At 73.1% G+C, this 21,369-nt stretch carries 17 protein-coding genes and 2 pseudogenes; 5 read left to right on the plus strand and 14 right to left on the minus strand.

Going from position 1 to position 21,369, the window contains the following annotated elements:
• Positions 1-18: 18 nt before the first annotated feature.
• The 5 genes and pseudogenes from ACIF8S_RS31305 to ACIF8S_RS31325 form a co-directional block, all read right to left on the minus strand.
• Entirely contained in the window at positions 19-1,740 is a 1,722-nt protein-coding gene (locus ACIF8S_RS31305) for a BCCT family transporter (protein ID WP_400003682.1), read from the minus strand.
• An 82-nt stretch (positions 1,741-1,822) separates the two neighbouring features.
• On the minus strand, positions 1,823-3,109 hold the full coding sequence (locus tag ACIF8S_RS31310) for a M14 family metallocarboxypeptidase (RefSeq protein WP_400003684.1): 1,287 nt from the start codon (positions 3,107-3,109) through the stop codon (positions 1,823-1,825).
• Entirely contained in the window at positions 3,106-5,061 is a 1,956-nt protein-coding gene (locus ACIF8S_RS31315; protein WP_400003686.1) for a Xaa-Pro dipeptidyl-peptidase, read from the minus strand. Before ACIF8S_RS31315 ends, ACIF8S_RS31310 begins: the two co-directional genes overlap by 4 nt.
• Positions 5,062-5,159: 98 nt before the next feature.
• Positions 5,160-5,273 (minus strand): annotated as a pseudogene (locus ACIF8S_RS31320) (Appr-1-p processing protein); the annotation flags it as partial.
• A gap of 59 nt (positions 5,274-5,332) precedes the next feature.
• Positions 5,333-6,772, minus strand: coding sequence for an amino acid permease (locus ACIF8S_RS31325; protein ID WP_400003688.1), 1,440 nt, complete (start codon positions 6,770-6,772; stop codon positions 5,333-5,335).
• A 250-nt stretch (positions 6,773-7,022) separates the two neighbouring features.
• On the opposite strand from ACIF8S_RS31325, the gene ACIF8S_RS31330 reads away from it, so the two are divergent.
• On the plus strand, positions 7,023-7,739 hold the full coding sequence (locus ACIF8S_RS31330) for a MerR family transcriptional regulator (protein ID WP_400003690.1): 717 nt from the start codon (positions 7,023-7,025) through the stop codon (positions 7,737-7,739).
• A 39-nt stretch (positions 7,740-7,778) separates the two neighbouring features.
• On the opposite strand, the gene ACIF8S_RS31335 is transcribed toward ACIF8S_RS31330, so the two are convergent.
• The 4 genes and pseudogenes from ACIF8S_RS31335 to ACIF8S_RS31350 form a co-directional block, all read right to left on the minus strand.
• Positions 7,779-9,959, minus strand: coding sequence for a 3-hydroxyacyl-CoA dehydrogenase NAD-binding domain-containing protein (locus tag ACIF8S_RS31335; protein WP_400003692.1), 2,181 nt, complete (start codon positions 9,957-9,959; stop codon positions 7,779-7,781).
• A 34-nt stretch (positions 9,960-9,993) separates the two neighbouring features.
• A complete protein-coding gene (locus ACIF8S_RS31340) occupies positions 9,994-11,208 on the minus strand; it encodes an acetyl-CoA C-acetyltransferase (protein ID WP_400003693.1) in 1,215 nt (404 codons plus the stop codon).
• Positions 11,209-11,223: 15 nt separating this feature from the next.
• Positions 11,224-12,366 (minus strand): CaiB/BaiF CoA transferase family protein, encoded by a 1,143-nt coding sequence (locus ACIF8S_RS31345; protein WP_400003695.1) that lies wholly within the window; start codon positions 12,364-12,366, stop codon positions 11,224-11,226.
• Positions 12,367-12,613: 247 nt separating this feature from the next.
• Positions 12,614-12,994, minus strand: a pseudogene (locus tag ACIF8S_RS31350) (MmcQ/YjbR family DNA-binding protein); the annotation flags it as partial.
• 90 nt (positions 12,995-13,084) lie between these two features.
• On the opposite strand from ACIF8S_RS31350, the gene ACIF8S_RS31355 reads away from it, so the two are divergent.
• A complete protein-coding gene (locus ACIF8S_RS31355) occupies positions 13,085-14,263 on the plus strand; it encodes a saccharopine dehydrogenase family protein (RefSeq protein ID WP_400003698.1) in 1,179 nt (392 codons plus the stop codon).
• Between the two features lie 30 nt (positions 14,264-14,293).
• Here the strand turns inward: ACIF8S_RS31355 and mmpA are convergent, their stop codons facing one another.
• The 4 genes from mmpA to ACIF8S_RS31375 all read right to left on the minus strand — a co-directional run bounded on the left by mmpA (position 14,294) and on the right by ACIF8S_RS31375 (position 16,744).
• Entirely contained in the window at positions 14,294-14,476 is a 183-nt protein-coding gene (gene mmpA, locus ACIF8S_RS31360; protein ID WP_400003700.1) for a morphogenic membrane protein MmpA, read from the minus strand.
• A 12-nt stretch (positions 14,477-14,488) separates the two neighbouring features.
• Complete coding sequence (locus ACIF8S_RS31365) at positions 14,489-15,193, minus strand: endonuclease V (protein WP_400003701.1); 705 nt, start codon at positions 15,191-15,193, stop codon at positions 14,489-14,491.
• Positions 15,194-15,272: 79 nt separating this feature from the next.
• Positions 15,273-15,596: a hypothetical protein gene (locus ACIF8S_RS31370; protein WP_024888125.1), complete on the minus strand. Its 324-nt coding sequence runs from the start codon at positions 15,594-15,596 to the stop codon at positions 15,273-15,275.
• 92 nt (positions 15,597-15,688) lie between these two features.
• Positions 15,689-16,744, minus strand: coding sequence for a WD40/YVTN/BNR-like repeat-containing protein (locus ACIF8S_RS31375; RefSeq protein ID WP_400003703.1), 1,056 nt, complete (start codon positions 16,742-16,744; stop codon positions 15,689-15,691).
• Positions 16,745-17,087: 343 nt separating this feature from the next.
• Here ACIF8S_RS31375 and ACIF8S_RS31380 point away from each other — a divergent pair, with 343 nt between their 5' ends.
• Positions 17,088-17,501 (plus strand): SsgA family sporulation/cell division regulator, encoded by a 414-nt coding sequence (locus ACIF8S_RS31380; RefSeq protein WP_400003705.1) that lies wholly within the window; start codon positions 17,088-17,090, stop codon positions 17,499-17,501.
• 99 nt (positions 17,502-17,600) lie between these two features.
• Here the strand turns inward: ACIF8S_RS31380 and ACIF8S_RS31385 are convergent, their stop codons facing one another.
• The gene (locus ACIF8S_RS31385) at positions 17,601-18,236 is read right to left on the minus strand and encodes a GPP34 family phosphoprotein (RefSeq protein WP_400003707.1); all 636 of its coding nucleotides are present in this window, start codon (positions 18,234-18,236) and stop codon (positions 17,601-17,603) included.
• 324 nt (positions 18,237-18,560) lie between these two features.
• Here ACIF8S_RS31385 and ACIF8S_RS31390 point away from each other — a divergent pair, with 324 nt between their 5' ends.
• Together ACIF8S_RS31390 and ddaH are read left to right on the plus strand one after the other, a co-directional pair.
• Entirely contained in the window at positions 18,561-20,186 is a 1,626-nt protein-coding gene (locus ACIF8S_RS31390; RefSeq protein WP_400003709.1) for an ABC-F family ATP-binding cassette domain-containing protein, read from the plus strand.
• 228 nt (positions 20,187-20,414) lie between these two features.
• Positions 20,415-21,191 carry a dimethylargininase gene (gene ddaH, locus ACIF8S_RS31395; RefSeq protein WP_400003711.1) on the plus strand — a complete coding sequence of 259 codons (777 nt, stop codon included), beginning with the start codon at positions 20,415-20,417 and terminating at the stop codon, positions 21,189-21,191.
• Positions 21,192-21,369 lie beyond the last annotated feature (178 nt).

Raw genomic sequence — 21,369 nt, forward strand, 5'->3', positions numbered from 1 at the left:
CCGCCCCGCGCGGGCGGGTCAGTGCTTGCCGATGGGGTCGCCCTCGACGTCCGGGCCGCGGCCCGGACCGACGCGCAGTTCGAACTCTCCGTCGTACTTCTTGTGGCCCTCGATGACCGCGAGTTCGACCGCCTCGCTGCCCATCCGGTCGCGCACGATGAGCGGGTCGCGCCGCAGGTCGCGCATGAGGGCCACGCACATGAGGAGCATCACGACGACGAACGGCGCCGCCGCGAGGATGGTGAGGTTCTGCAGACCGGTCAGCGCGTCGCCCTGGCCGCTGCCGACCAGCAGCATGATGGCGGCCACCGCCCCGGTCACCACGCCCCAGAACACCACCGCCCAACGGCTCGGTTCCAGGGAGCCCTTCTGCGACAGGGTGCCCATCACCACGGAGGCCGCGTCGGCGCCGGAGACGAAGAAGATGCCCACGAGGACCATCACCAGCAGGCTGGTGGCGGTGGCGATCGGGTACTCCTGCAGCACCGCGAACAGGCGGCCCTCGGGGGTCGTCTCGTCACCGAGCCGGTTCTGCTCCTGCAGGCGCATGGCCGAGCCGCCGAAGATCGCGAACCAGACGAGGCTGACCGCGCTGGGCACGAGGATGACGCCGCCGATGAACTGACGGATGGTCCGGCCCCGGCTGATGCGGGCGATGAACATGCCGACGAAGGGCGTCCAGGAGATCCACCACGCCCAGTAGAAGACGGTCCAGCTGCCCAGCCAGTCGGCGACGCCCTCGCCGCCGCTGATCTCGGTGCGGCCGGCCAGTTCGGGCAGATCGCCCAGGTAGGCGAAGATCGACGTCGGCACCAGGTCCAGGATGAGGACGGTGGGGCCCGCGACGAACACGAACACCGCGAGGATCACCGCCAGCACCATGTTGATGTTGGACAGCCACTGGATGCCCTTCTCCACGCCGGACACCGCGGAAGCCACGAACGCCACGGTCAGCACCGCGATGATGCTGACCAGCAGTCCGGTGCCGACCTTTTCCAGCCAGCCGAGCTTCTCCACGCCGGAGCCGATCTGCAGCGCGCCCAGGCCGAGGGAGGCCGCGGAGCCGAAAATCGTCGCGATGATGGCGAGCACGTCGATGACCCGGCCGCCGGCGCCGTTCGCGTGCTTCTCGCCGATGAGCGGGGTGAACACGGCGCTGACGGTCTGCCGGCGGCGCCGGCGGAAGGTGCTGTAGGCGATGGCGAGGCCCACCACGGCGTAGATCGCCCACGGGTGGAGCGTCCAGTGGAACAGGGTGGTGGCCATGGCGGTCGCCATGCGGTCCCCGTCGTCGGCCGGGCTGGTGCCGGGCGGGGGCGTCACGAAGTGCGCGAGGGGTTCGCTCACGCCCCAGAACATCAGGCCGATGCCCATGCCGGCGCTGAACATCATGGCGATCCAGGAGACCGTGCGGAACTCCGGCTCCTCGCCCTCGGCGCCGAGGTGGATGCGCCCGTACCGGCTGGCCGCGAGCCACAGCGCGAAGACCACGAAGCCGGAGGCGGCCAGCATGAAGCCCCAGCCGCCGTTGTGCATCAGTCCGCCCAGCATGCTGGCGGACGCGCTCTCCAGGGAGTCCGTCCCGATGGCTCCCCAGAGGACGAAGGCCAGGGTGAGTACGGCGGTGACACCGAACACCACCCGGTCGGTGCTGGGACGCGTCCGCCCGGGCAGGCCCGCCTCGGAGCCGGGCAGCGGGCCTGCCGTGGAGTCCTTGTCGCTGTGGTGGTCCTGCGTCACAGGCGGCACCCTTTCGTCCGAGCCGTCGGGCGGAGATCCCTCCTCCCGATAGGCCCTTACCACCGATGGCGCAAAACTCACCTCATCGGCAAGATGTGACTGCCTGTCCTTCGGCCAGGTGGTAGGCGGCACGGCCGTCCAAGAGCAGCGGGACGAGCGCCCGCAGCGACTGCCGCAGCGGCACGAGCACCCCGTCCCCGTCCTCGCGGACGCGCACGCCGTGCAGCGCCAGCTCGTCGCCCACGTCGGCGTACTGAGCGGCCGTGAGGCGGTAGGCGCAGGGCGGGTCGGCGATCACCTCGGCGGGCTCCGCCGGGTCGTTGTCGGCGCCGCCGAGGTACACCGGACCGCGGTCGGCGTGACCGGCCGCGCGGGCCCGGGTGGTGACCTTCTCGACCGTGGCGCGGTGGTCCCCCGCGAACCGGATCAGGCCGTCCAGCGCGGCGAGGTGGGAGTCCACCCTGCGCCGGTTGTTGAGTGCCTCGTCGGCCTTCTCCGCCTCGGTGAGGGGGTCGACGCGGCTCTCGATGAGCAGGCCCACGCCGTGCTTGACGCCGGACATGTTGCGCAGGATGCGTTCCTGGCCGTCGCCCGCGGTCTGGCGGACCGGGTCGCCGGTGACGGGGTCGGTCCAGATGCCGTAGGTGCCGGTGGAGTACCCGGCGGCCCCGGCGGCGGGACGGACGTGGTCCTCGGACAGGGACCGGGCGGTGTCGTGGACGGCCGGGTCGGTGTTGAGGTTGCGCGGCCAGAGGTCGAACAGGTCCTTGTCGTAGTACGGCGGGGTGGCGCCGTACTCGTGCAGGTCGTAGATCACGTCGGGCCGCCGGTCCCGGATGACGGCGGCCAGGGCGCGGCCCTCGGCGGTCGCGAGGGCGACGTGGTCGCGGTTGATGTCGACGCCGTCGCTGTTGCCCCGGGTGTCGGCGGCCCGGCCGTCGGGGTTGGCGGTGGGGACGACGAGCACCGTGGTGCGCTCCAGGAAGCGCCGGGTCTCCCTGTCCTTGGCGTACGCCAGGTCGCGGATCGTGGTGAGGCACGCCTCGCGGCCGGAGGGTTCGTCGCCGTGCTGGCTGCACACCAGGAGGATGGTGTTCGGGGCCCGGTCCGCGCCGACGCGCACGAGCCGCAGGGGGCGGTCCTGGGCGGTCGTGCCGATGCGGCTGACGTGGACCCGGCCGCTCGCGCGGTCCACGGCCTCGAGGAAGCGCCGTTCCTCGGGCTGGGTGGTCCAGCGGGCCCCGTCGCTCTGTTCGAAGCCGGTGCGCGGCGGGGCGGCGGTGTCGTGGGCCCCGGCCGCGGGCGCGGCGACGAGGGAGGCGGCGAGGCCCGTGAGGGCGGTGGCGGTGAGGACGACGGCGCGTTTCATCGGGTCTCCCCCGGGACGCGGTGGGCGGTGGCGGCGGGCGGGCGGACGCCGTCCGGGACGGCGTGCGGTGTCGTGACGGGTGGTCCGGACGTGGCGCGGACGAAGGCGGCCGTGCCACCGGCGAACGGGACCCGGGCGGTGGTGCGGGCCAGGTCGAGGGTGAGTGACGGGGTGTCGGCCGGCGGGTCGATCAGGCCGCGGTCGGTGCCGGCGACGATCAGTGCGAGCCGGTGGCCGCGCGGGACGACGTGGTCGGTGGCGGCCAGGTCGAGGGTGAGGGTGTAGCGCTTGCCGGGGACCAGGGGTTCGCCCCGGCCGGTGCCGGCGTGTTCGCCGAGGTCGGCCCAGCCGCGGCTGACGACGGTGTGGCCGACGTCGGCGGTCCTCGCGCGGGTCTCCCGGTAGCAGGAGCTGTCGCCCTCGGTGCTCGGTCCCCAGCAGGTGCGCTCGGGCAGGGTGGTGATGCCTTCCCCGGCGTCGGCGTAGTCGCGGATCGTGTCGGGGCCGAGGTCGACCAGGACGGCGGAGAGATGGGCCGTGGGCGTGCTGGGCGTGACGGCGACGGTGACCTCGGAGGAGCCGGCCAGGCGCAGGTCACGGGTGAGCGGGCGGGTGACGAAGCCCGCCTTGTCGGGGGTCTGGGTGTCGATCCGGGCGGCCCAGTCGGTCTCGCTCAGCCTCGGGTCGTCGGTGAAGGACGCGGTGCCGCCGTCCCGGCGCAGACCGAGGGTGCCGACGCCGTCCTGGGTGCCGCGCGCGGGGCGCAGAGTGACGGGGTGCGTGCCGCGCGGGGGCCAGGCGGTGGAGGTGACCCACTGGTCGGGGCCGCGTTCGATGTCGGCGACGGGTTCGCGGTCGATGCCGTTGTCGATGCCCTTGAGTTCGTGGTCGAACCAGCGGTGCAGGGTGCGCACCCACTCCGCGCGGCGGAAGTCGAAGGGGTCGACGTGCCCGGTCTGCGACAGCCAGATCTTGCGCCGTACGCCGTTCTTGCCGAGGGCGTCCCACCAGGGGCCGACGTGCTGCATGCGGACGTTGAGGTCCTGCATGCCGTGCACCAGGAAGACGCTGGCGCGCACCTTCTTCGCGGCGCGGACGTAGTCGCGTTCGGTCCACAGCGGGGTGCGGTCGCCGGTGCGCGGGGCGCCGTCGGTGAGCTTCCGGGCGACCTCGGTGCAGTTCTCGCGGGCCTCGGGGGTCTGGACGTAGCGGGCGAGCCAGTCGGGGCCCGAGTCGTAGAGCGGGGCGCCCTGGGAGAAGTAGTAGTCGTACCAGGTGGAGATGGCGGCGATCGGGACGATGGTCTTCAGTCCCTTGACGCCGGTGGCGGCGACGCCGTTGGCGACGGTGCCGTCCCAGCTCTTGCCGATCATGCCGGTGCTGCCGTCGGTCCAGTCGGCCCGGACCCGTTCGCCTCCGGTACGGCTGCTGTACGCCTTCGCGCGGCCGTTCAGCCAGTCGACGACGGCTTTGGCCGACTGGACGTCGGAGCGGCCGCCGACGTCCACGCAGCCGTCGGAACGGCTGGTGCCGGCGAGGTCGACGCCGACGACGGCGTAGCCGCGCGGCACGAACCAGTTGTCGTAGAACAGCGGCATCCGCACGATGTCGCCGTGTCCGTCGTAGGTCTTGGTCTGGCTCTCGTTGCCCCGCCCGCAGCAGGAGTAGTACGGGCTGGCGTCCATGATGACGGGGACCTTGCGGCCCTTCCGGTCGGCCTCGCGGGGCCGGACGATGTCGACGGCGACCCGGTCGGTGCGTCCGTCGCGGTCCTCGTCGAGGCCGGTGTCCACCCAGACGGCCTCGCGGATCGCGTCGGCGTAGGAGTGGACGGGGCGGCTCTCCCGGGGTGCGGCGTCGGCCGCGGCGGGGGTGAGCAGGGTGGCCGTCAGGGCGGCGGTGGCCGCCGTCGCGAGCGTTCTCCAGGTCGTGGGGCGCGTGCGTATCGGCATGCGCGGGACGGTACCCCGGTGAACTCCGGTGCAGAAGAGGGCGTCTGACGGTGTGTGGGGTCGCGGGGGCGTCAGTCGTGGTCGTACACGGTGACCGGGCCGATCATGTTGGCCACCCACACGTGACGCTCGGCCTGGACGAGCTGCACCGCGCCCAGGCCGAAGTCGTTCGCGGCGCGGTCGGGGTGCCAGGCGCGGTACGCCGCCTCCGGTACCTGGTCTCGGCCATGGCGGCACCGTACCGGCGAGCACCGGTAGTGCCGCCCGTCACCTACCGCCCGGCCGCGACCTTGCGGCGGACGCCGCCGTACCAGCCGGCGACCAGCGCCACGGCGATCAGCGGCACCAGCAGCAGCGTCTTGCGGCCCACCTCCGGGTCGTTCCACATCAGCACGATGACGGACGCCAGGAAGGCGATGGTGACGATCTCGGTGACGGGGCTGCCGGGCAGCCGGAACGCCGGCCGGGTGAGCAGGCCCGCGCGGGCGCGGCGGACGAACACCAGGTGGCAGACCATGATGATCACCCAGGTGCTGATGATGCCGAGGGAGGCGACGTTCAGCACGATCTCGAAGGCCTGGGCCGGGACGAGGAAGTTGAGGCCGACGCCGAGCACGCACACCGCGCAGGTCAGCAGGATGCCGCCGTAGGGCACCTGGCTGCGGTTCATGCGGGCGGTGAACTTCGGCGCGGAGCCCGCCGAGGCCATGGAGCGCAGGATGCGGCCGGTGGAGTACAGGCCGGAGTTCAGCGACGACATGGCGGCCGTGAGCACCACCAGGTTCATCACGTCGCCGGCGGCCGGGACGCCGATCTTCGACAGCACGGTGACGAAGGGGCTCTCGCCGGCCGAGTACATCGAGCCGGGCAGCAGCAGCGCCAGCAGGACGACGGAACCGACGTAGAAGAGGGCGACGCGCCACATGATGGAGTTCACCGCGCGGGGGACGACCTTCTCCGGCTCGGCGGTCTCGCCCGCGGCCACGCCGACGAGTTCCAGGGCCGCGTAGGCGAAGATCACGCCCTGCATGACCAGGACGACGGGCATCACGCCGTGCGGCAGGACTCCGCCGTGGTCGGTGATCATGCCGATGCCGGGGGTGCCGCCGCCCACCTCGTGGCGTGTGGCGAGCAGGAAGACGCCGATCAGCATGAAGGCGACGAGGGTGGCGACCTTGACGATCGCGAACCAGAACTCCATCTCGCCGAAGATCTTCACGGAGATCAGGTTCACGGCCAGCACCACCGCCAGCGCGACCAGTGCGAGCACCCACTGCGGGATGTCTGTGAACGCGCTCCAGTAGTGCGTGTAGAGCGCGATCGCGGTGATGTCGGCGATGCCGGTGGTCGACCAGTTCAGGAAGTACATCCAGCCGGCGACGTACGCGCCCTTCTCGCCGAGGAACTCGCGCGCGTACGACACGAAGGATCCGGACGACGGCCGGTACAGGACCAGCTCGCCCAGGGCGCGGACGACGAAGAAGGCGAAGACGCCGGCGACCAGGTAGGCCAGCGCCAGGGCGGGTCCCGCGTCGCGCAGGCGTCCTCCGGCGCCCAGGAAGAGGCCGGTGCCGATCGCCCCGCCGATGGCGATCATGTTGACGTGGCGGGCCTTGAGGTCCTTGCTGTAGCCGGCGTCGCCCGCGTCCGCGGGCGTTCCGGCCGCGGTGGGGGGTGCGGCCGTTGCCGTGGTGACGGCGTCCTTGCTCACGCGTGGTTCCACTTTCTGGTGCGCCGGGGCTGCTCGCGCCCGGCTGTCCGGTTGGCCTGGGCCGGCGCGCTCGATCACGGCACGGACCGAGGTGGCGCCTTTCCGGATGCGGGCCCGCGCATGCGGTGGTCTGCGTCACAGGGCCGATCCGCTCGGGGTGGGGACGGGAACACCGCAGGGCCGTCGCGCGCCGCGACGGGATCGACAGCGGAGGTGTCACAGCACCGGTGGGACAGCGATACTGCTGCACATGACGACCGAAGCCGAGGCCCTGACGATCGATGAGCTGGCGGCCCGGGCGGGGGTCACCGTGCGCACGGTCCGCTTCTACGGCACGAAGGGCCTGCTGCCGCCTCCGGTGCTCGGTCCCCGGCGGGTCGGCCGCTACGGCCGGGAGCACCTGGCCCGGCTGGAACTGATCGAGGAACTGCAGAGCCGGGGCATGACCCTGGCCGCGATCGAACGCTACCTCGCCCAGCTCCCGCCGGATCTGAGCGTGCGCGACCTGGCCGTGCAGCGCGCGGTGGTGGCGTCCTGGGCGCCGGGCACCGTGGAGACGGTCTCCCGCACGGAGCTGGAGCGCCGGGCGGGGCGTGCGCTGGGCGAGGAGGAGCTGAAGCGGCTGGCGGCGATGGACGTCGTCGAGCGGGCCGGCGGGTCCGGCGGCGGCCCGGACGACGAGGTCTTCCGGGTCGACGCCGGTCTGCTGCGGCTCGGTGTCGAGCTGCTGGACGTGCCGCTGTCGCACGAGTCGGTCCTGGCCGCCCGCGCGGTCCTCACCGAGCACTCCCGCGCGGCCGCCCGCGAGCTGTCGCGGCTGCTGCGCGACGCGGTGGCGGACCAGGGCACGCGGGACGTGCGGTCCCTGTCCGCCCGCATGCATCCGCTCGTGGTGCAGGCGCTGCTCACCACCTTCCAGCGGTCGCTGAAGGAGGAGCTGCGGGAGTGGCTCGACGAGGAGGGGTGACCCGGCGGGGCCGTCCGTCACGGAAGGCCCCGCCGGTGATCAGCGGGCGTCCTTGAACACCTCGCCCTTCTCCGCCTTCTCCACCAGCAGGGCGGGCGGGGTGAACCGATCGCCGTAGCGCTCGGCGAGTTCCCGGGCGCGGGCCACGAAGCCGGGCAGACCGCCGTCGTAGCCGTTGATGTACTGCAGGACGCCGCCGGTCCAGCCGGGGAAGCCGATGCCGAGGATGGAGCCGATGTTGGCGTCGGCGACAGAGGTCAGCACGCCCTCCTCCAGCAGCCGGACGGTGTCCAGCGCCTCGGAGAACAGCATCCGCTCCTGCATGTCGCGGAACGGGACGGTGTGCCCGGGCTTGGTGAAGTGCTCGCGCAGCCCCGGCCACAGCAGGCCGCGCTTGCCCGTCTCGTCGTAGTCGTAGAAGCCGGCGCCGCCGGAGCGGCCGGTGCGGCCGAACTCGTCGACCATGCGGTCCACGACCGCCTCGGCCGGGTGCGGGGTCCAGGTGCCGCCCGCCTCCTCGACCGCCCGCTGGGTCTCGCGGCGGATCTTGCGCGGGAGGGTGAGGGTGAGCTCGTCCATGAGGGCGAGCACCTTGGCCGGGTAACCGGCCTGGGCGGCCGCCTGCTCGACCGACGCGGGCTCGACGCCCTCGCCGACCATCGCCACGCCCTCGTTGATGAAGTGGCCGATGACGCGGGAGGTGAAGAAGCCGCGCGAGTCGTTCACCACGATCGGTGTCTTGCTGATCTGGCGGACCAGGTCGAAGGCGCGGGCGAGTGCCTCGTCGCCGGTGCGCTCCCCCTTGATGATCTCGACGAGCGGCATCTTGTCGACGGGCGAGAAGAAGTGCAGCCCGATGAAGTCCTCCTGCCGCTCGACGCCCTCGGCGAGCGCGGTGATGGGCAGGGTGGAGGTGTTGGAGCAGAGCAGCGCGTCCGGCGCGACGACGTTCTGCACCTCCTGGAACACCTTGTGCTTGAGCGAGGTGTCCTCGAAGACGGCCTCGATGACCGCGTCGCAGCCGGCGAGGTCGGACACCTCGGCGGTGGGCGTGATCCGCGCGAGCAGCGCGTCGGCCTTCTCCCGGCTGGTGCGGCCGCGCGAGACGGCCTTGGCGCACAGCTTCTCGGAGTAGGCCTTGCCCTTGAGCGCGGATTCGAGGGTGACGTCCTTGAGGACGACGTCGATGCCGGCGCGGGCGCAGGAGTAGGCGATGCCGGCGCCCATCATGCCGGCGCCGAGGACGGCCACCTTGGTGACCTTGCGGGCGGGCACGTCCTTGGGACGCCCGGCACCGGAGTTGACGGCCTGGAGGTCGAAGAAGAACGCCTGGATCATGTTCTTCGACGTCTGTCCGGCGGCCAGCTCCACGAAGTAGCGGGCCTCGATGACCTGCGCGGTCTCGAAGTCGACCTGGGCGCCCTCGACGGCGGCGGCCATGATGTTGCGCAGGGCCGGGTAGGGGGCGCCGCCGGTCTGCTTGCGCAGGCTCGCCGGGAAGGCGGGCAGGTTGGCGGCGAACTTCGGATGCGACGGGGTGCCGCCGGGGATGCGGTAGCCGGGGCGGTCCCAGGGCTGCGCCGACTCGGGATGGGCGTCGATGAAGGCGCGGGCCTTGGCGAGCATCTCCTCGCGGGTCTCGGCGACCTCGTCGACCAGGCCGTTCTCCAGGGCGCGGCGCGGGTTGTACTGCGTGCCCTGCAGGAGCACCTTCAGCAGCGCGTCGGTGATGCCGAGCAGGCGCACGGTGCGGACCACTCCGCCGCCGCCGGGCAGCAGGCCGAGGGTGACCTCGGGGCAGCCGATCTTGGAACCGGGGGCGTCCAGCGCGATGCGGTGGTGGCAGGCGAGGGCCAGCTCGTAACCGCCGCCGAGGGCCGCGCCGTTGATGGCGGCGACGACCGGCTTGCCGAGGGTCTCCATACGGCGCAGCCGGCGCTTGAAGGCCAGGCCGCCGTCGAACAGGTCCTGGGCGGTGTCGGGGGTGACGCGGATCAGGTCGCGCAGGTCGCCGCCGGCGAAGAAGGTCTTCTTGGCGGAGGTGAGGATGACGCCGCGAATGGAGTCCTTCTCCGCCTCCAGGCGGTCGGTGATCGCGGCGAAGGAGTCGCGGAACGCCTTGTTGACGGTGTTCGCGGACTGGCTCGGGTCGTCGAGGACGAGGGTGACGACGCCGGTGTCGTCCTGCTCCCAGCGGATGGTGGTGGACTCGCTGCTCATGAGGGTGTGCTCCAGGTGATCCGTCGGGAGGGGGTCAGATGCGCTCGACGATGGTGGCGATGCCCATGCCGCCGCCCACGCAGAGCGTGGCGAGCCCATAGCGCTTGTCCTGGCGCTCCAGTTCGTCGACGAGGGTGCCGAGGATCATCGCGCCGGTGGCGCCGAGCGGGTGGCCCAGGGCGATGGCGCCGCCGTTGACGTTGACCTTGTCCAGCGACAGGCCCATGTCCTTGACGAAGCGGAGCACGACGGCCGCGAACGCCTCGTTGATCTCGACGAGGTCGATGTCGTCGATGGTCAGTCCGGACTTGGCGAGTGCCTTGCGGGTGGCGGGCGCGGGGCCGGTGAGCATGATGGTCGGCTCGGAGCCGGAGACGGCGGCGGAGACGATGCGGGCGCGCGGAGTGAGGCCGTACCGCTCGCCGACCTCCTTGGAGCCGATCGCGACGAGGGCGGCGCCGTCGACGATGCCGGAGGAGTTGCCCGCGTGGTGGACGTGGTCGATCTTCTCCACCCAGTGGTACTCCTGGAGCGCGACGGCGTCGAAACCGCCCAGCTCGCCGATGTCCGCGAAGGACGGCTTGAGCTTCCCGAGCGAGTCGGCGGTGGTGCCGGGGCGCAGGTGCTCGTCGTGGTCGAGGACGACGAGGCCGCTGCGGTCCTTCACCGGGACGACGGACCGCTCGAAGCGGTTCTCCTTCCAGGCGTTGGCGGCGCGCTCCTGGGAGAGCGCGGCGTACTCGTCGACGTCGCGGCGGGAGAAGCCCTCGATGGTGGCGATGAGGTCGGCGCCGATGCCCTGCGGCACGAAGTTGACGTCGAGGTTGGTCATCGGGTCGTTGAACCAGGCGCCGCCGTCCGAGGCCATCGGCACGCGGGACATGGACTCCACGCCGCCCGCGAGGACCAGGTCCTCCCAGCCGGAACGGACCTTCATCGCGGCCATGTTGACCGCTTCGAGCCCGGAGGCGCAGAAGCGGTTCTCCTGGACGCCGGCCACCGTGTCGGGCAGACCGGCGGCGATGGCGGCGATGCGGGCGATGTCGGAGCCCTGGTCGCCGACCGGGCCGACGACGCCGAGCACGATGTCGTCGACGGCGGCGGGGTCGAGTCCGGGGAACCGGGCGCGGATCTCGTGGATCAGGCCGACGACCAGGTCGATGGGCTTGGTGCCGTGCAGGGCGCCGTTGGCCTTGCCGCGCCCGCGCGGGGTGCGGATCGCGTCGTACACATACGCTTCGGTGCTCACGAGGAGGCCTTTCGCTTAAGGGTTCGAGGGCGGGGACACCAGGCCGGGTACGTCCCAGTCGCGGGCCACGTCCTCGGTGTCGGCGCCCGGCCGGGCGGGCCCGGTGCGGACGGTGGTGGGCGTCGCGGAGAACCGCGGTGCCGGGGCGGGCTGGGTGATGCCCGCGTGGTCGGTGAAGGTGCCGCGGGCGGCGAGGTGCGGGTGGTGCGGGGCCTCGCGCAGCGACAGCACCGGCGCCACGCACGCGTCGGTGCCCTCGAACAGGGTTGTCCAGGCGTCGCGGGTGCGGGAGGCGAACCGCTCGGCGACCCGGGTGCGCAGTTCGGGCCAGCGGGTGACGTCGGCGTGCGCCCCGGCGAGGTCGTCCAGGTCCATGAGGCGCAGGAACTCGGCGTAGAAGCGCGGCTCCAGGGCGCCGACGGCCATGTGCCCGCCGTCGGCGGTCCCGTAGGTGCCGTAGTAGGGGCAGCCGCCGTCGAGGAGGTTGGCGCCGCGGCGGTCCTGCCAGGCGCCGGCGGCGAGCATGCCGTGGATCATCGAGGTGAGGTGGGCGGTGCCGTCCACGATGGCGGCGTCGACGACCTGTCCGGTGCCGGTGGCGCGGGCGTGGTGGAGGGCGGCGAGGACGCCCACGACCAGGTAGAGGGAGCCGCCCGCGTAGTCGCCGAGGAGGTTGGCGGGGGCGACCGGGGGCCTGCCGGGCTCGCCGGTCATGCCGAGGGCGCCGGTGACGGCGATGTAGCCGATGTCGTGTCCGGCGCGGTCGGCGAGGGGGCCTTCCTGGCCCCAGCCGGTCATCCGGCCGTAGACCAGGCGGGGGTTGCGGGCCCGGCAGTCCTCGGGGCCGACGCCGAGGCGTTCGGCGACGCCGGGGCGGTATCCCTCGATGAGGACGTCGGCGCGTCCGGCGAGGTCGAGGACCTGCTGCACGCCGTCGGACGTCTTGAGGTCGACGACCACCGAGCGCTTGTTGCGGTTCGTGATGTCGCGGGCGGGGTCGATGCCGAGTCCGGGGCCGCCGGGCCGGTCGACGCGTACGACGTCGGCGCCGAGGTCGGCGAGGAGCATGGCCGCGAACGGGCCGGGGCCGATGCCGGCCAGCTCGACCACGCGCACGCCGGTGAGCGGGCCGTTCCCCGGCGCCGTCGCCTCCGTCATCGAGCCCCCATCGGCTGTGACACTCCTGGTGTAACACCTGCGATGTTAGGAACACCGTCCACCCGGCACAAGGGCGGGCGAGCAAGCGCTTGGCCACTCTACGGTCGTGACCCCCGCCCCGGCGTCGGCCGGGGTCGCCTCAGCGGGCCTCGACGCGCGCCGTCCGCGCCTTGGGTCCCGCCGTCCGCGCCTTGGGCTCCCGCGCCTGCGCCTGAGGCTCCGGCGCCTGTGCCCGGGGCCGCGCCGTCCGCGCGTCCAGCTCCGCCGCCCGCCGCTTCGTCGCGACCGTGCGGTAGCTCTCCTCCACCCAGTCGCACAGCAGCTCGGCCGCCGGGGCGCCCGCGGGCTCCAGCGGGACGCGCACCCAGCCGGCCCGGCCCAGGCCGTACCCGGCGGGCTCGGCGCCGGGACAGGCGAGCGCGTGGGCGTGCGCGGTCTCGTCGGTGAGCTTCACGGTCACCGCGACCGGATGGCCGCCGTCACCGCCGCCACCGAGGAAGACGAACACCTTCTTGTCGACCTTGGCGACGGTGTCGCCCCAGGGATGCTCCTCGGTGGCCCCGGGCAGACCAAGTGCCCAGTCGCGCACTTTCTCCCACTTCCTCAGGGCGTTGCGTGGCACGGCCATCGCTTTCCTCCGGGCTCGTCGTCGGGCTCCGCACCCTTCACGCTAGCCTCGGCCACCGACAGCGGCGCGGCTGCACGACCAAGGGGTGTCATGAGCAGGCTGAGCAGGACGGACCGTCCGTACGACATCGTGCTCTTCGGGGCGACCGGTTTCGCGGGGACGCTGACCGCGGAGTACCTGGCCGCGCACGCGCCGGAGGGGCTGCGCTGGGCGGTCGCCGGCCGCAGCGGGCGGAAGCTGGAGGAGCTGCGGGAGCGGCTGCCGGGCGGCGAGAAGGTGGGCGTGCTGCGGGCGGACGTGTCCGACCCGGCCTCGCTGCGCGCCCTCGCCGAGCAGGCACGCGTGGTGGCCACCACCGTGGGGCCGTACGTGGAGTACGGCGAGGAGCTCGTCGCCGCCTGCGCGGACACCGGAGCGGACTACGTCGACCTGACGGGTGAACCGGAGTTCGTGGACCTGATGTACGTCCGGCACGACGCCCGCGCGCGGGAGACCGGGGCGCGGCTGGTGCACGCCTGCGGTTTCGACTCGGTGCCGCACGACCTGGGCGTGTACTACACGGTGCGGCAGCTGCCGGAGGGCGTGCCGCTGACGGTCGACGGGTACGTCACCGCCGACGCGGCCTTCTCGGGCGGCACGTTCGCCTCGGCCATGAACCAGTTCGCCCGGCCGGGCCGGCTGCGGGCCGCCGCCCGGGACCGCCGGCGTCACGAACCCCGGCTGGTGGGCCGCCGTACCTCCGCCCCGACGGGCACCCCGCGCTACGCGCCCGAGGTCGACGCCTGGGCGCTGCCCCTGCCGACGCTCGACGGCCAGGTCGTGCGCCGCTCGGCCAAGGCGCTGGCCCGGTACGGCCCCGACTTCCGCTACCGGCACTACGCCGCCGTGCGCAGTCTGCCGGTCGCCCTGGGCGGGGTGGCCGCGGTCGGCGCGCTGGTCACGGCGGCCCAGATCCCGCCGCTGCGCCGCGCGTTGTCCGGCCGGCTGAAGCCCGGCGAGGGGCCGAGCGCCGAGAAGCGGGCGCGCAGCTGGTTCACGGTCCGCTTCGTCGGCGAGGGCGGCGGACGGCGGGTCTGCACGGAGGTGTCGGGCGGCGACCCGGGTTACGACGAGACGGCGAAGATGCTGGCCGAGAGCGCCCTGTGCCTGGCGCTCGACGACCTTCCCCCGACGTCGGGCCAGGTCACGACGGCGGTGGCGATGGGCGACACACTGATCACCCGCCTCCAGGCGGCGGGCATCCGCTTCCGGGTGGCGGCGGTGCGCTGACGGCCGCCGAGTCCCTGGCGGGTGCCGGGGTCAGAGCTGCCAGGCGATCAGGGTGCAGATCATGCCCGTCACCCAGCCAAGACCCGCCAGGATGGCGAGGGTCAGGCCCAGCGTGACGGCTCGGCCCGTGGGGCGTGCGGGCGGGCGGCGGGGTCCGGCGGTGCGGTGTGTCGGCATGGCGATCACCCTGCCGCCGGGCGGGAGTTCGGACATCCGTACGCGTACTCACTCCCGTGTGAGTGCCGGTGCGGCCTCGCGCAGGGTGCGGCGGCAGAGGGCGTCCGCCCTGCGGGTCGTCTCGGGGAGGCGGTAGGCGGGGGTCAGGGCGAGCGTGTGGGCGCAGGCGTTGTCCAGGCTCACCCGGTGGCCGACCGACACGAACACCGGCTTGACGCCGGCCCTGGTGCGCAGGGCGCGGCCGACCTCCTCGGAGCCGGACAGCAGCGGGGACGTGCTGCCGCGTGGGGCGGCGGGTTCGTCGTAGCTGAAGGTGAAGGGGTTCTTGGCAACGCCGATCGTGGGCAGCCCGGTGAGGACCCCCAGGTGGCTGGCGAGGCCGAAACGGCGGGGGTGGGCGAGGCCGTAGCCGTCGCAGACCACCAGACCGGGCTCGCAGGGCAGGGCGTCGAGGGCGGCCAGCACGGTGGGGATCTCACGGAAGGCCAGCAGCCCGGGGACGTACGGGAAGGAGATCCGGCCGACGGCCGTGGACTCGGCGACGACGTCCAGGGTGGCCGCGTCCAACACGACGGCCGCCGCGGCGACGACGTCCCGCACGTCGTCGTAGGCCACGTCGACCCCGGTGACCCGTCCGGTGCCGGGCGGCGGCCCCGCTTCGTCGCGCACCACCCGCTCGCGCAGGGCGTCCTGGACCGCGCGGGCCTCTTCCTCGGTGACGGGCCGGCCGGCCGGTGTGCGTACGGTCGTCATGGTGCCCAGAGCTTACGGGGCGGGGCGCTCCGCGCGGAGGGGGGCCTGCCGGCCCGCGGCCCTCCGCGCGGAGGGGGAGTCACTTGCCGAGCGCCCGCTGCAGCTGGCTCTTGTTCATGCTCGAACGGCCCTCGACGTTCCGCTTCTTGGCCTCTTCGTACAGCTGGTCGCGGGTGGGGCCCTGGGAGCCCTTGCCGGACCGCTGGCCACCGCGCTTGCCGGACGACATGTCCTGCGTCGACGTCCTGCTGGCGGTCTTGGACTCGCCGGACCGGGCGCGTTCCTTGTTCACCGTCCGGGCGGCGATCTCCTCGGCGCGCCCGGTGCTCTCGCCCCGGTCCTTCGCGCTCTCCTTGATGTGCTCGTACTGACGCTCCCGCTTGGGGCTGGAACCGCGTGGCATGTCCGCTCACTTTCTCTCGCGCTTCGCGAGCGCTCGGTCGCGTACAGCGGTCGGGTACCCCGGCCGGCGGGATGTAGGGCCCTCGGCCCGGGTCACTGCTCCAGTCGGGCGACCCGCCCCCGCTCCCCCGCCGCCCAGCAGGACCGGTCGGGCGCGCAGTCGACGGTGTCGTACGAGCCGGTGTCGACGGTCCGCCAGGTGCGGCCGCCGTCGGTGGTCAGGTCGGTGCCGGTGGGGCCGACGGCGAGGGCGTCGGTGCGGCTGTGCGGGAGCCAGGCGACTCCGGAGCGGTAGGCGGGCGGGGAGCCGGCGGCGGGCCGCCAGGTGCGGCCGCCGTCCGAGGTGCGCGCGGCGGCGTCGGGCGAGGCCTGGCCGGGGTTGAAGTCGCCGCCCACGGCGAGACCGTGGTGGCGGTCGCGGAAGGCGAGGGCGAAGACGCCGCGCGCCGGGTCGCCGGCCGGGATCGTCGTGTCGGTGACCGTCCAGGTGCGGCCGCGGTCGGCGGAGTGCAGCACGCGCGCACGGGCCGCTCCGCCGGTGGCCAGCCAGACGTCCTTCGGCCCGGACGACACGAGGCACTGGCCGCTCGCCGCGAAGCCGGCCTCGCCGTCGAGCGCCGGGGGCATGCCCGTGTCGGGGAGCACCGCCCAGGAGCGGCCGCCGTCGCGGGTCGACAGGATGCGGAACTTCCCGTCCACGGGGTCGCTCATGGCGAGTCCGTGGCGGGGGTCGAAGAAGGTGAGGCAGTCGTAGAAGGCGCGGGGGTCGGGGTTGCGGAAGGCTTCCGTCCAGGTCGCCCCGCCGTCGTCGGTGCGGTAGACCCGGGAGTCCTCGCCCTCCCCGATGGCCAGCACCACGGCCCGCCGCGCGTCGAACGCCTCGATGTCCCGGAACTGCAGCGCCTCCGCGCCGGGCGGCGAGACGTCCCGCCAGGTCCGGCCGCCGTCCGTGGTGCGCAGCACGGTGCCGAGGGTCCCGGCCGCCCAGGCGGTGGTCCGGCTGACGGCGGCCAGGCCGCGGAACCGGACGTCCGGTGCGCCGGTGTCCTTGAGCGACCACTGCGGGGTGCCGCCCTTCGGGCCGTGCGCCTGTGCCGGTACGGCCGTGAGGGCGGCCAGGGCCGCCGCGCACACGGCGGCCGCCGTCACCCGGCGGAGGTGGCGTCCCGCCCGCCCTGTCCGTGCCGTCCGACTCGTCCGTCCCGTCGGTCCCGTACGTCGCGTGCTTCCCGAGCGCCTCATGGCGGGGGAAGCTAGTCCACCGGCCCGGTGCCGTCCAGAGCGCCTCGACCCGGGGGCCTCCTCGCGGCGCCCCGCCCAAGTGGCCCGGGAATCACGGGAGGAGAGACGTGTCACTCGGGGGCATGAAGGCGGTGACAGAGGTCACTCGCTCTCCATGCGCACGGAATGGCCGATTCCAGCGTCTCTTCCTGTAGCCCGACCGACACGATCCGCCCGGAAGCCCGCCCAGCCGTCACGAGGGAGCAAGGCGTTGTCCACCGTCATCGAGCAGCCCGTAGAGGCCCGCCTGGTCGCCGCCGCCCCGCGGATGGCCGACATCCCCGCCACGCTGCACTACGACGGCGACGACCCGTTCGCCGTCCGCATGACCTTCCCCGCTCCCTCGACGCTCGAAGGCGTCGACGTGTGCTGGACGTTCGCCCGTGACCTGCTCGCCGCGGGCATGGAGGCCCCGGAGGGCCAAGGCGACGTACGGGTGCGCCCGTACGGCTACGACCGCACGGTGCTGGAGTTCCACGCCCCGGAGGGGACGGCCGTGGTGCACGTCCGGTCGGGCGAACTGCGCCGCTTCCTGGAGGCGACGAGCGAACTGGTCCCGGCCGGCCTCGAACACCTCCGCCTCGACCTGGACCACGACCTGGCGGAACTGATGCGGGACGCGTGAACGGTTCCGCGGGGCGGGAGCGCCCCGCGGGAACGGAGGGTGCGCGCAGAAGGAGGGGGGCCGGGAGCCGGCCCCCCCTCAGGGAAGTGACCGAGGCTTTCAGCGCCCCCTGGACAGCGAGGCCGTCGGGGCCGTGTCGCGCAGGGCCGTACGGAGTTCGTCGAGGACGGCGGCGAAGGCCGGGGACGTCTCCGAGGCGCGGGCGGACAGGAAGTCCGTGGGCGGCGTGTCGTCGGCGCCGAGCGGAAGACCGGCCGCGGTCGCCAGGGTCAGGGCGGTCGCGGTCGTCCAGGAGACCTCCTCCGCTCCGGCGGTGCCGGACAGGATCCGCCGGGCTTGCTCGCGCAGGGCGTCCGAGCGGGCGGTGTCGGCCAGGACGTGGTCCACGGACGGGAAGACGCCAAGGATCCGGTGCTTCTCGGCCCGCACGACGCCTTCGGCCACCAGGTGCTCGCGGACCGCGTCCAGGGTGTACCGCGCGTGCAGCGTCACCCAGGTGCGCCAGCGGTGCGGGAAGGACTCGCTGACCAGCTCCAGGAGCCCGTCCAGCGCCGGGTCGCCGGTGCGCGAGTCGAGGTCGCGCGGGGTCGTGATGCCCTCGTCGTCGACGAGCAGCCCGCGCCGGGCGAGGTCGGCGAGCGCTCCGGCCCGCACCACGGGGGCCGCCCGGGTGGGGTCGGTGTCCCAGGTCAGCAGGCACAGGCGGGCCGGCAGGGAGAGCGGGCCGTTGGCCACGGGGCCTCCTCGGTGCGGGGACGCAAGGTGCGTCGATGGGTGAAAAACGCGTTGACGGCCGGTGCGGCCGCCCCTAACGTTTCTCTCGGTTCTGTTGCCGTCGATGGGAGAAGGACGTTGCTCGTCTGAGGTTCTGAGACACCGCGTCACACCGTTCTCAGGTGTGTGCGCAGCGTGCGACCTCGGCGTTCGAGCCGTCCTCGCGGACCCTCCGCGACAGGGCTTTTCTTATGCCACGGATCCCTTCCCGGCTGCCGGTCGTCGTCCCGCGGTGTCTCGATACGCGTGTGCCCCTGATCGCCCTCAGCAACCGCGGAGGCCCGCATGTCCGCTTCTCTCACCTGTATCTCCCTCTCCTTCATCTGGCCCGACGGCACCGTCGTCTTCGAGGACCTCGACGTGGCCTTCGGCCCCGGCCGCACCGGTCTCGTCGGCGTCAACGGGTCGGGCAAGTCCACCCTGCTGAAGCTGATCGCCGGCGAGCTCACCCCGACGGACGGCTCCGTCCGGGTGGCCGGCGAGGTCGGCTGGCTGCCGCAGAACGTCACGCTGGACACCGCGCTGAAGGTCGACGAGGCCCTCGGCATCGCCGGCAAGCGCGCCGCGCTGCACGCCATCGAGGCGGGCGACGTGGCCGAGGAGCACTTCGAGACCGTCGGCGACGACTGGGACGTGGAGGAACGCGCCCTGGCCACGCTCGGCGAGCTCGGCCTCGGCCACATCGGCCTCGACCGCACCGTCGGCGAGGTGTCGGGCGGCGAGTCGGTGCTGCTGCGGCTGGCGGCGCTGCTGCTACGCCGTCCCGACGTGCTGCTGCTCGACGAGCCCACCAACAACCTCGATCTGTACGCCCGTCGGCGGCTCTACGCGGCCGTCGAGAGCTGGCCCGGCGTCATGGTCGTGGTCAGTCACGACCGGGACCTGCTCGACCTGGTCGACCAGATCGCGGACCTGCGCGCGGGCGGGATCACCTGGTACGGCGGCAACTTCACCGCGTACGAGGAGGCCCTGGCCGTCGAGCAGGAGGCGGCCGAGCGCATGGTGCGGGTCGCCGAGGCCGATCTGCGCAAGCAGAAGCGCGAACTGGCCGACGCGCAGGTCAAGCTGGCCCGCCGCAAGCGGTACGGCCAGAAGATGTGGGAGCAGAAACGCGAGCCGAAGATTGTCATGGGTGCGCGCAAGCGGGCGGCGCAGGAGTCCGCCGGGAAGCACCGCATCATGCACGAGGAGAAGCTCGCCGAGGCCAAGGAGCGGCTCGACGACGCGGTGGAGGCGGTGCGGGACGACGACGTGATCCGGGTCGACCTGCCGTTCACCGCCGTGCCGCCGGGCCGGGAGGTCCTCACCCTCATGGACCTGGAGCTGGCGTACGGCGCCCGGGTGACCGGCGGATTCGACCTGCGGGGCCCCGAGCGGGTGGCGCTGATCGGGCGCAACGGCGCGGGCAAGACGACGCTGCTGCGGACGATCGCCGGGGAGCTGGAGCCGGTCTCCGGCGAGACCCGGGCGCACGTGCCGCTGCGCTTCCTGCCGCAGCGGCTCGACGTCCTCGACCCGGGGCTGAGCGTCGCCGAGAACGTGGCGCGGTTCGCCCCGGGCGCCACCAACAACCGGATCAGGGCGCGGCTCGCCCGCTTCCTGTTCCGGGGCGGCCGTGCCGACCAGCGGGCGGACACCCTGTCCGGCGGCGAACGCTTCCGCGCGACCCTCGCCGCGCTGATGCTGGCGGAGCCGGCGCCGCAGCTGCTGATGCTGGACGAGCCGACGAACAACCTGGACATGGCGAGCGTCCGGCAGCTGACCACGGCCCTGGAGTCGTACGAGGGGGCGCTGGTCGTGGCCAGTCACGACCTGCCGTTCCTGGAGTCGCTCGGCATCACCCGCTGGCTGCTGATGGAAGGAGGAGAGCTGAGGGAAATCACGCCGGAGGCGGTCGGGTTTCCCGCCTAGCGTCGGCGGCATGACCCGGCCGGACGACTACCTCACCCTCACCGGGGAGCAACTGCGGCGGGCCGTCGGCCGAGGCCCGGCCTGCCGTGGCCCATCTCATCGCGGCCGGGGGTGGTCCCCGTACGGCGGGGGCCTGCATGATGGCTGCGCCGGGGCCCCGCGGGCGCCCGGCCCGTACGGGCTCCCGAGCCCCGCCCACCCGCACCGTCCGATCCGAAAGGCGTACCCGTGCCCAGCAGGAAGGCCCTCGTCCGCCGTCCCGCCCCCTGCCTCGCAGAGGGGCTGGTGACCCACGTCGAACGGGACGAGGTCGACGTCGACCTCGCCGTGCGGCAGTGGGAGGGGTACACGGAGGCGCTGCGGACGCACGGCTGGGAGACCGTCGAGGTGGCCCCGGCCGACGACTGCCCGGACTCCGTGTTCGTGGAGGACACGGTGGTGATGTTCCGCAACGTGGCGCTGATCGCCCGTTCCGGCGCGGAGTCCCGGCGGGCGGAGACCTTCGGGGTCGAGGAGGCCGTGGCGTCTCTGGGCTGCTCGGTGAACTGGGTGTGGGAACCGGGCACGCTGGACGGCGGCGACGTCCTGAAGGTCGGCGACACGGTGTACGTGGGCCGGGGCGGGCGCACCAACGCGGCCGGCGTGCAGCAGGTGCGGGCCGCGTTCGAGCCGCTCGGGGCGCGGGTGGTCGCGGTGCCGGTGGCCAAGGTGCTGCACCTGAAGTCGGCGGTCACCGCCCTGCCCGACGGGACGGTCGTCGGGCACATCCCGCACATGGACGCGCCGTCGCTGTTCCCCCGTTTCCTGCCGGTGCCGGAGCCGTCCGGGGCGCACGTGGTGTGTCTCGGCGGCGACAAGCTGCTGATGGCGGCGAGCGCGCCGAAGACCGCCGAGCTGTTCGCGGACCTCGGGTACGAGCCGGTGCCGGTGGAGATCGGTGAGTTCGAGAAACTTGAGGGCTGCGTGACGTGTCTGTCGGTGCGTCTGCGGGACCTGTATGCCTGACCGGCGGCCGCCTCACCCGGACGGCGCAACGACCTCTGCCATCCGGCGTACGCGCCAGGGCGAACGTCCAGGTGAACCCCGCTGATCAGCGGCCTTTACGGGCTCTTAACCTACGGCTACGTAACCTACGGCTACGTAGCCTACGATTCCGTAGGTTACCCGGCACCGCTCGCCGGCA

It is taken from the genome of Streptomyces sp. NPDC085937 (assembly GCF_044540535.1).
Taxonomy (GTDB): Bacteria; Actinomycetota; Actinomycetes; order Streptomycetales; family Streptomycetaceae; genus Streptomyces.

Coding starts and splice junctions, on each gene's coding strand:
- ACIF8S_RS31310 (WP_400003684.1), bottom strand. CDS start 3,109: ATGAAACGCGCCGTCGTCCTCACCGCCACCGCCCTCACGGGCCTCGCC.
- ACIF8S_RS31315 (WP_400003686.1), bottom strand. CDS start 5,061: ATGCCGATACGCACGCGCCCCACGACCTGGAGAACGCTCGCGACGGCG.
- ACIF8S_RS31330 (WP_400003690.1), top strand. CDS start 7,023: ATGACGACCGAAGCCGAGGCCCTGACGATCGATGAGCTGGCGGCCCGG.
- ACIF8S_RS31335 (WP_400003692.1), bottom strand. CDS start 9,959: ATGAGCAGCGAGTCCACCACCATCCGCTGGGAGCAGGACGACACCGGC.
- ACIF8S_RS31345 (WP_400003695.1), bottom strand. CDS start 12,366: ATGACGGAGGCGACGGCGCCGGGGAACGGCCCGCTCACCGGCGTGCGC.
- ACIF8S_RS31355 (WP_400003698.1), top strand. CDS start 13,085: ATGAGCAGGCTGAGCAGGACGGACCGTCCGTACGACATCGTGCTCTTC.
- mmpA (WP_400003700.1), bottom strand. CDS start 14,476: ATGTCCGAACTCCCGCCCGGCGGCAGGGTGATCGCCATGCCGACACAC.
- ACIF8S_RS31365 (WP_400003701.1), bottom strand. CDS start 15,193: ATGACGACCGTACGCACACCGGCCGGCCGGCCCGTCACCGAGGAAGAG.
- ACIF8S_RS31370 (WP_024888125.1), bottom strand. CDS start 15,596: ATGCCACGCGGTTCCAGCCCCAAGCGGGAGCGTCAGTACGAGCACATC.
- ACIF8S_RS31390 (WP_400003709.1), top strand. CDS start 18,561: ATGTCCGCTTCTCTCACCTGTATCTCCCTCTCCTTCATCTGGCCCGAC.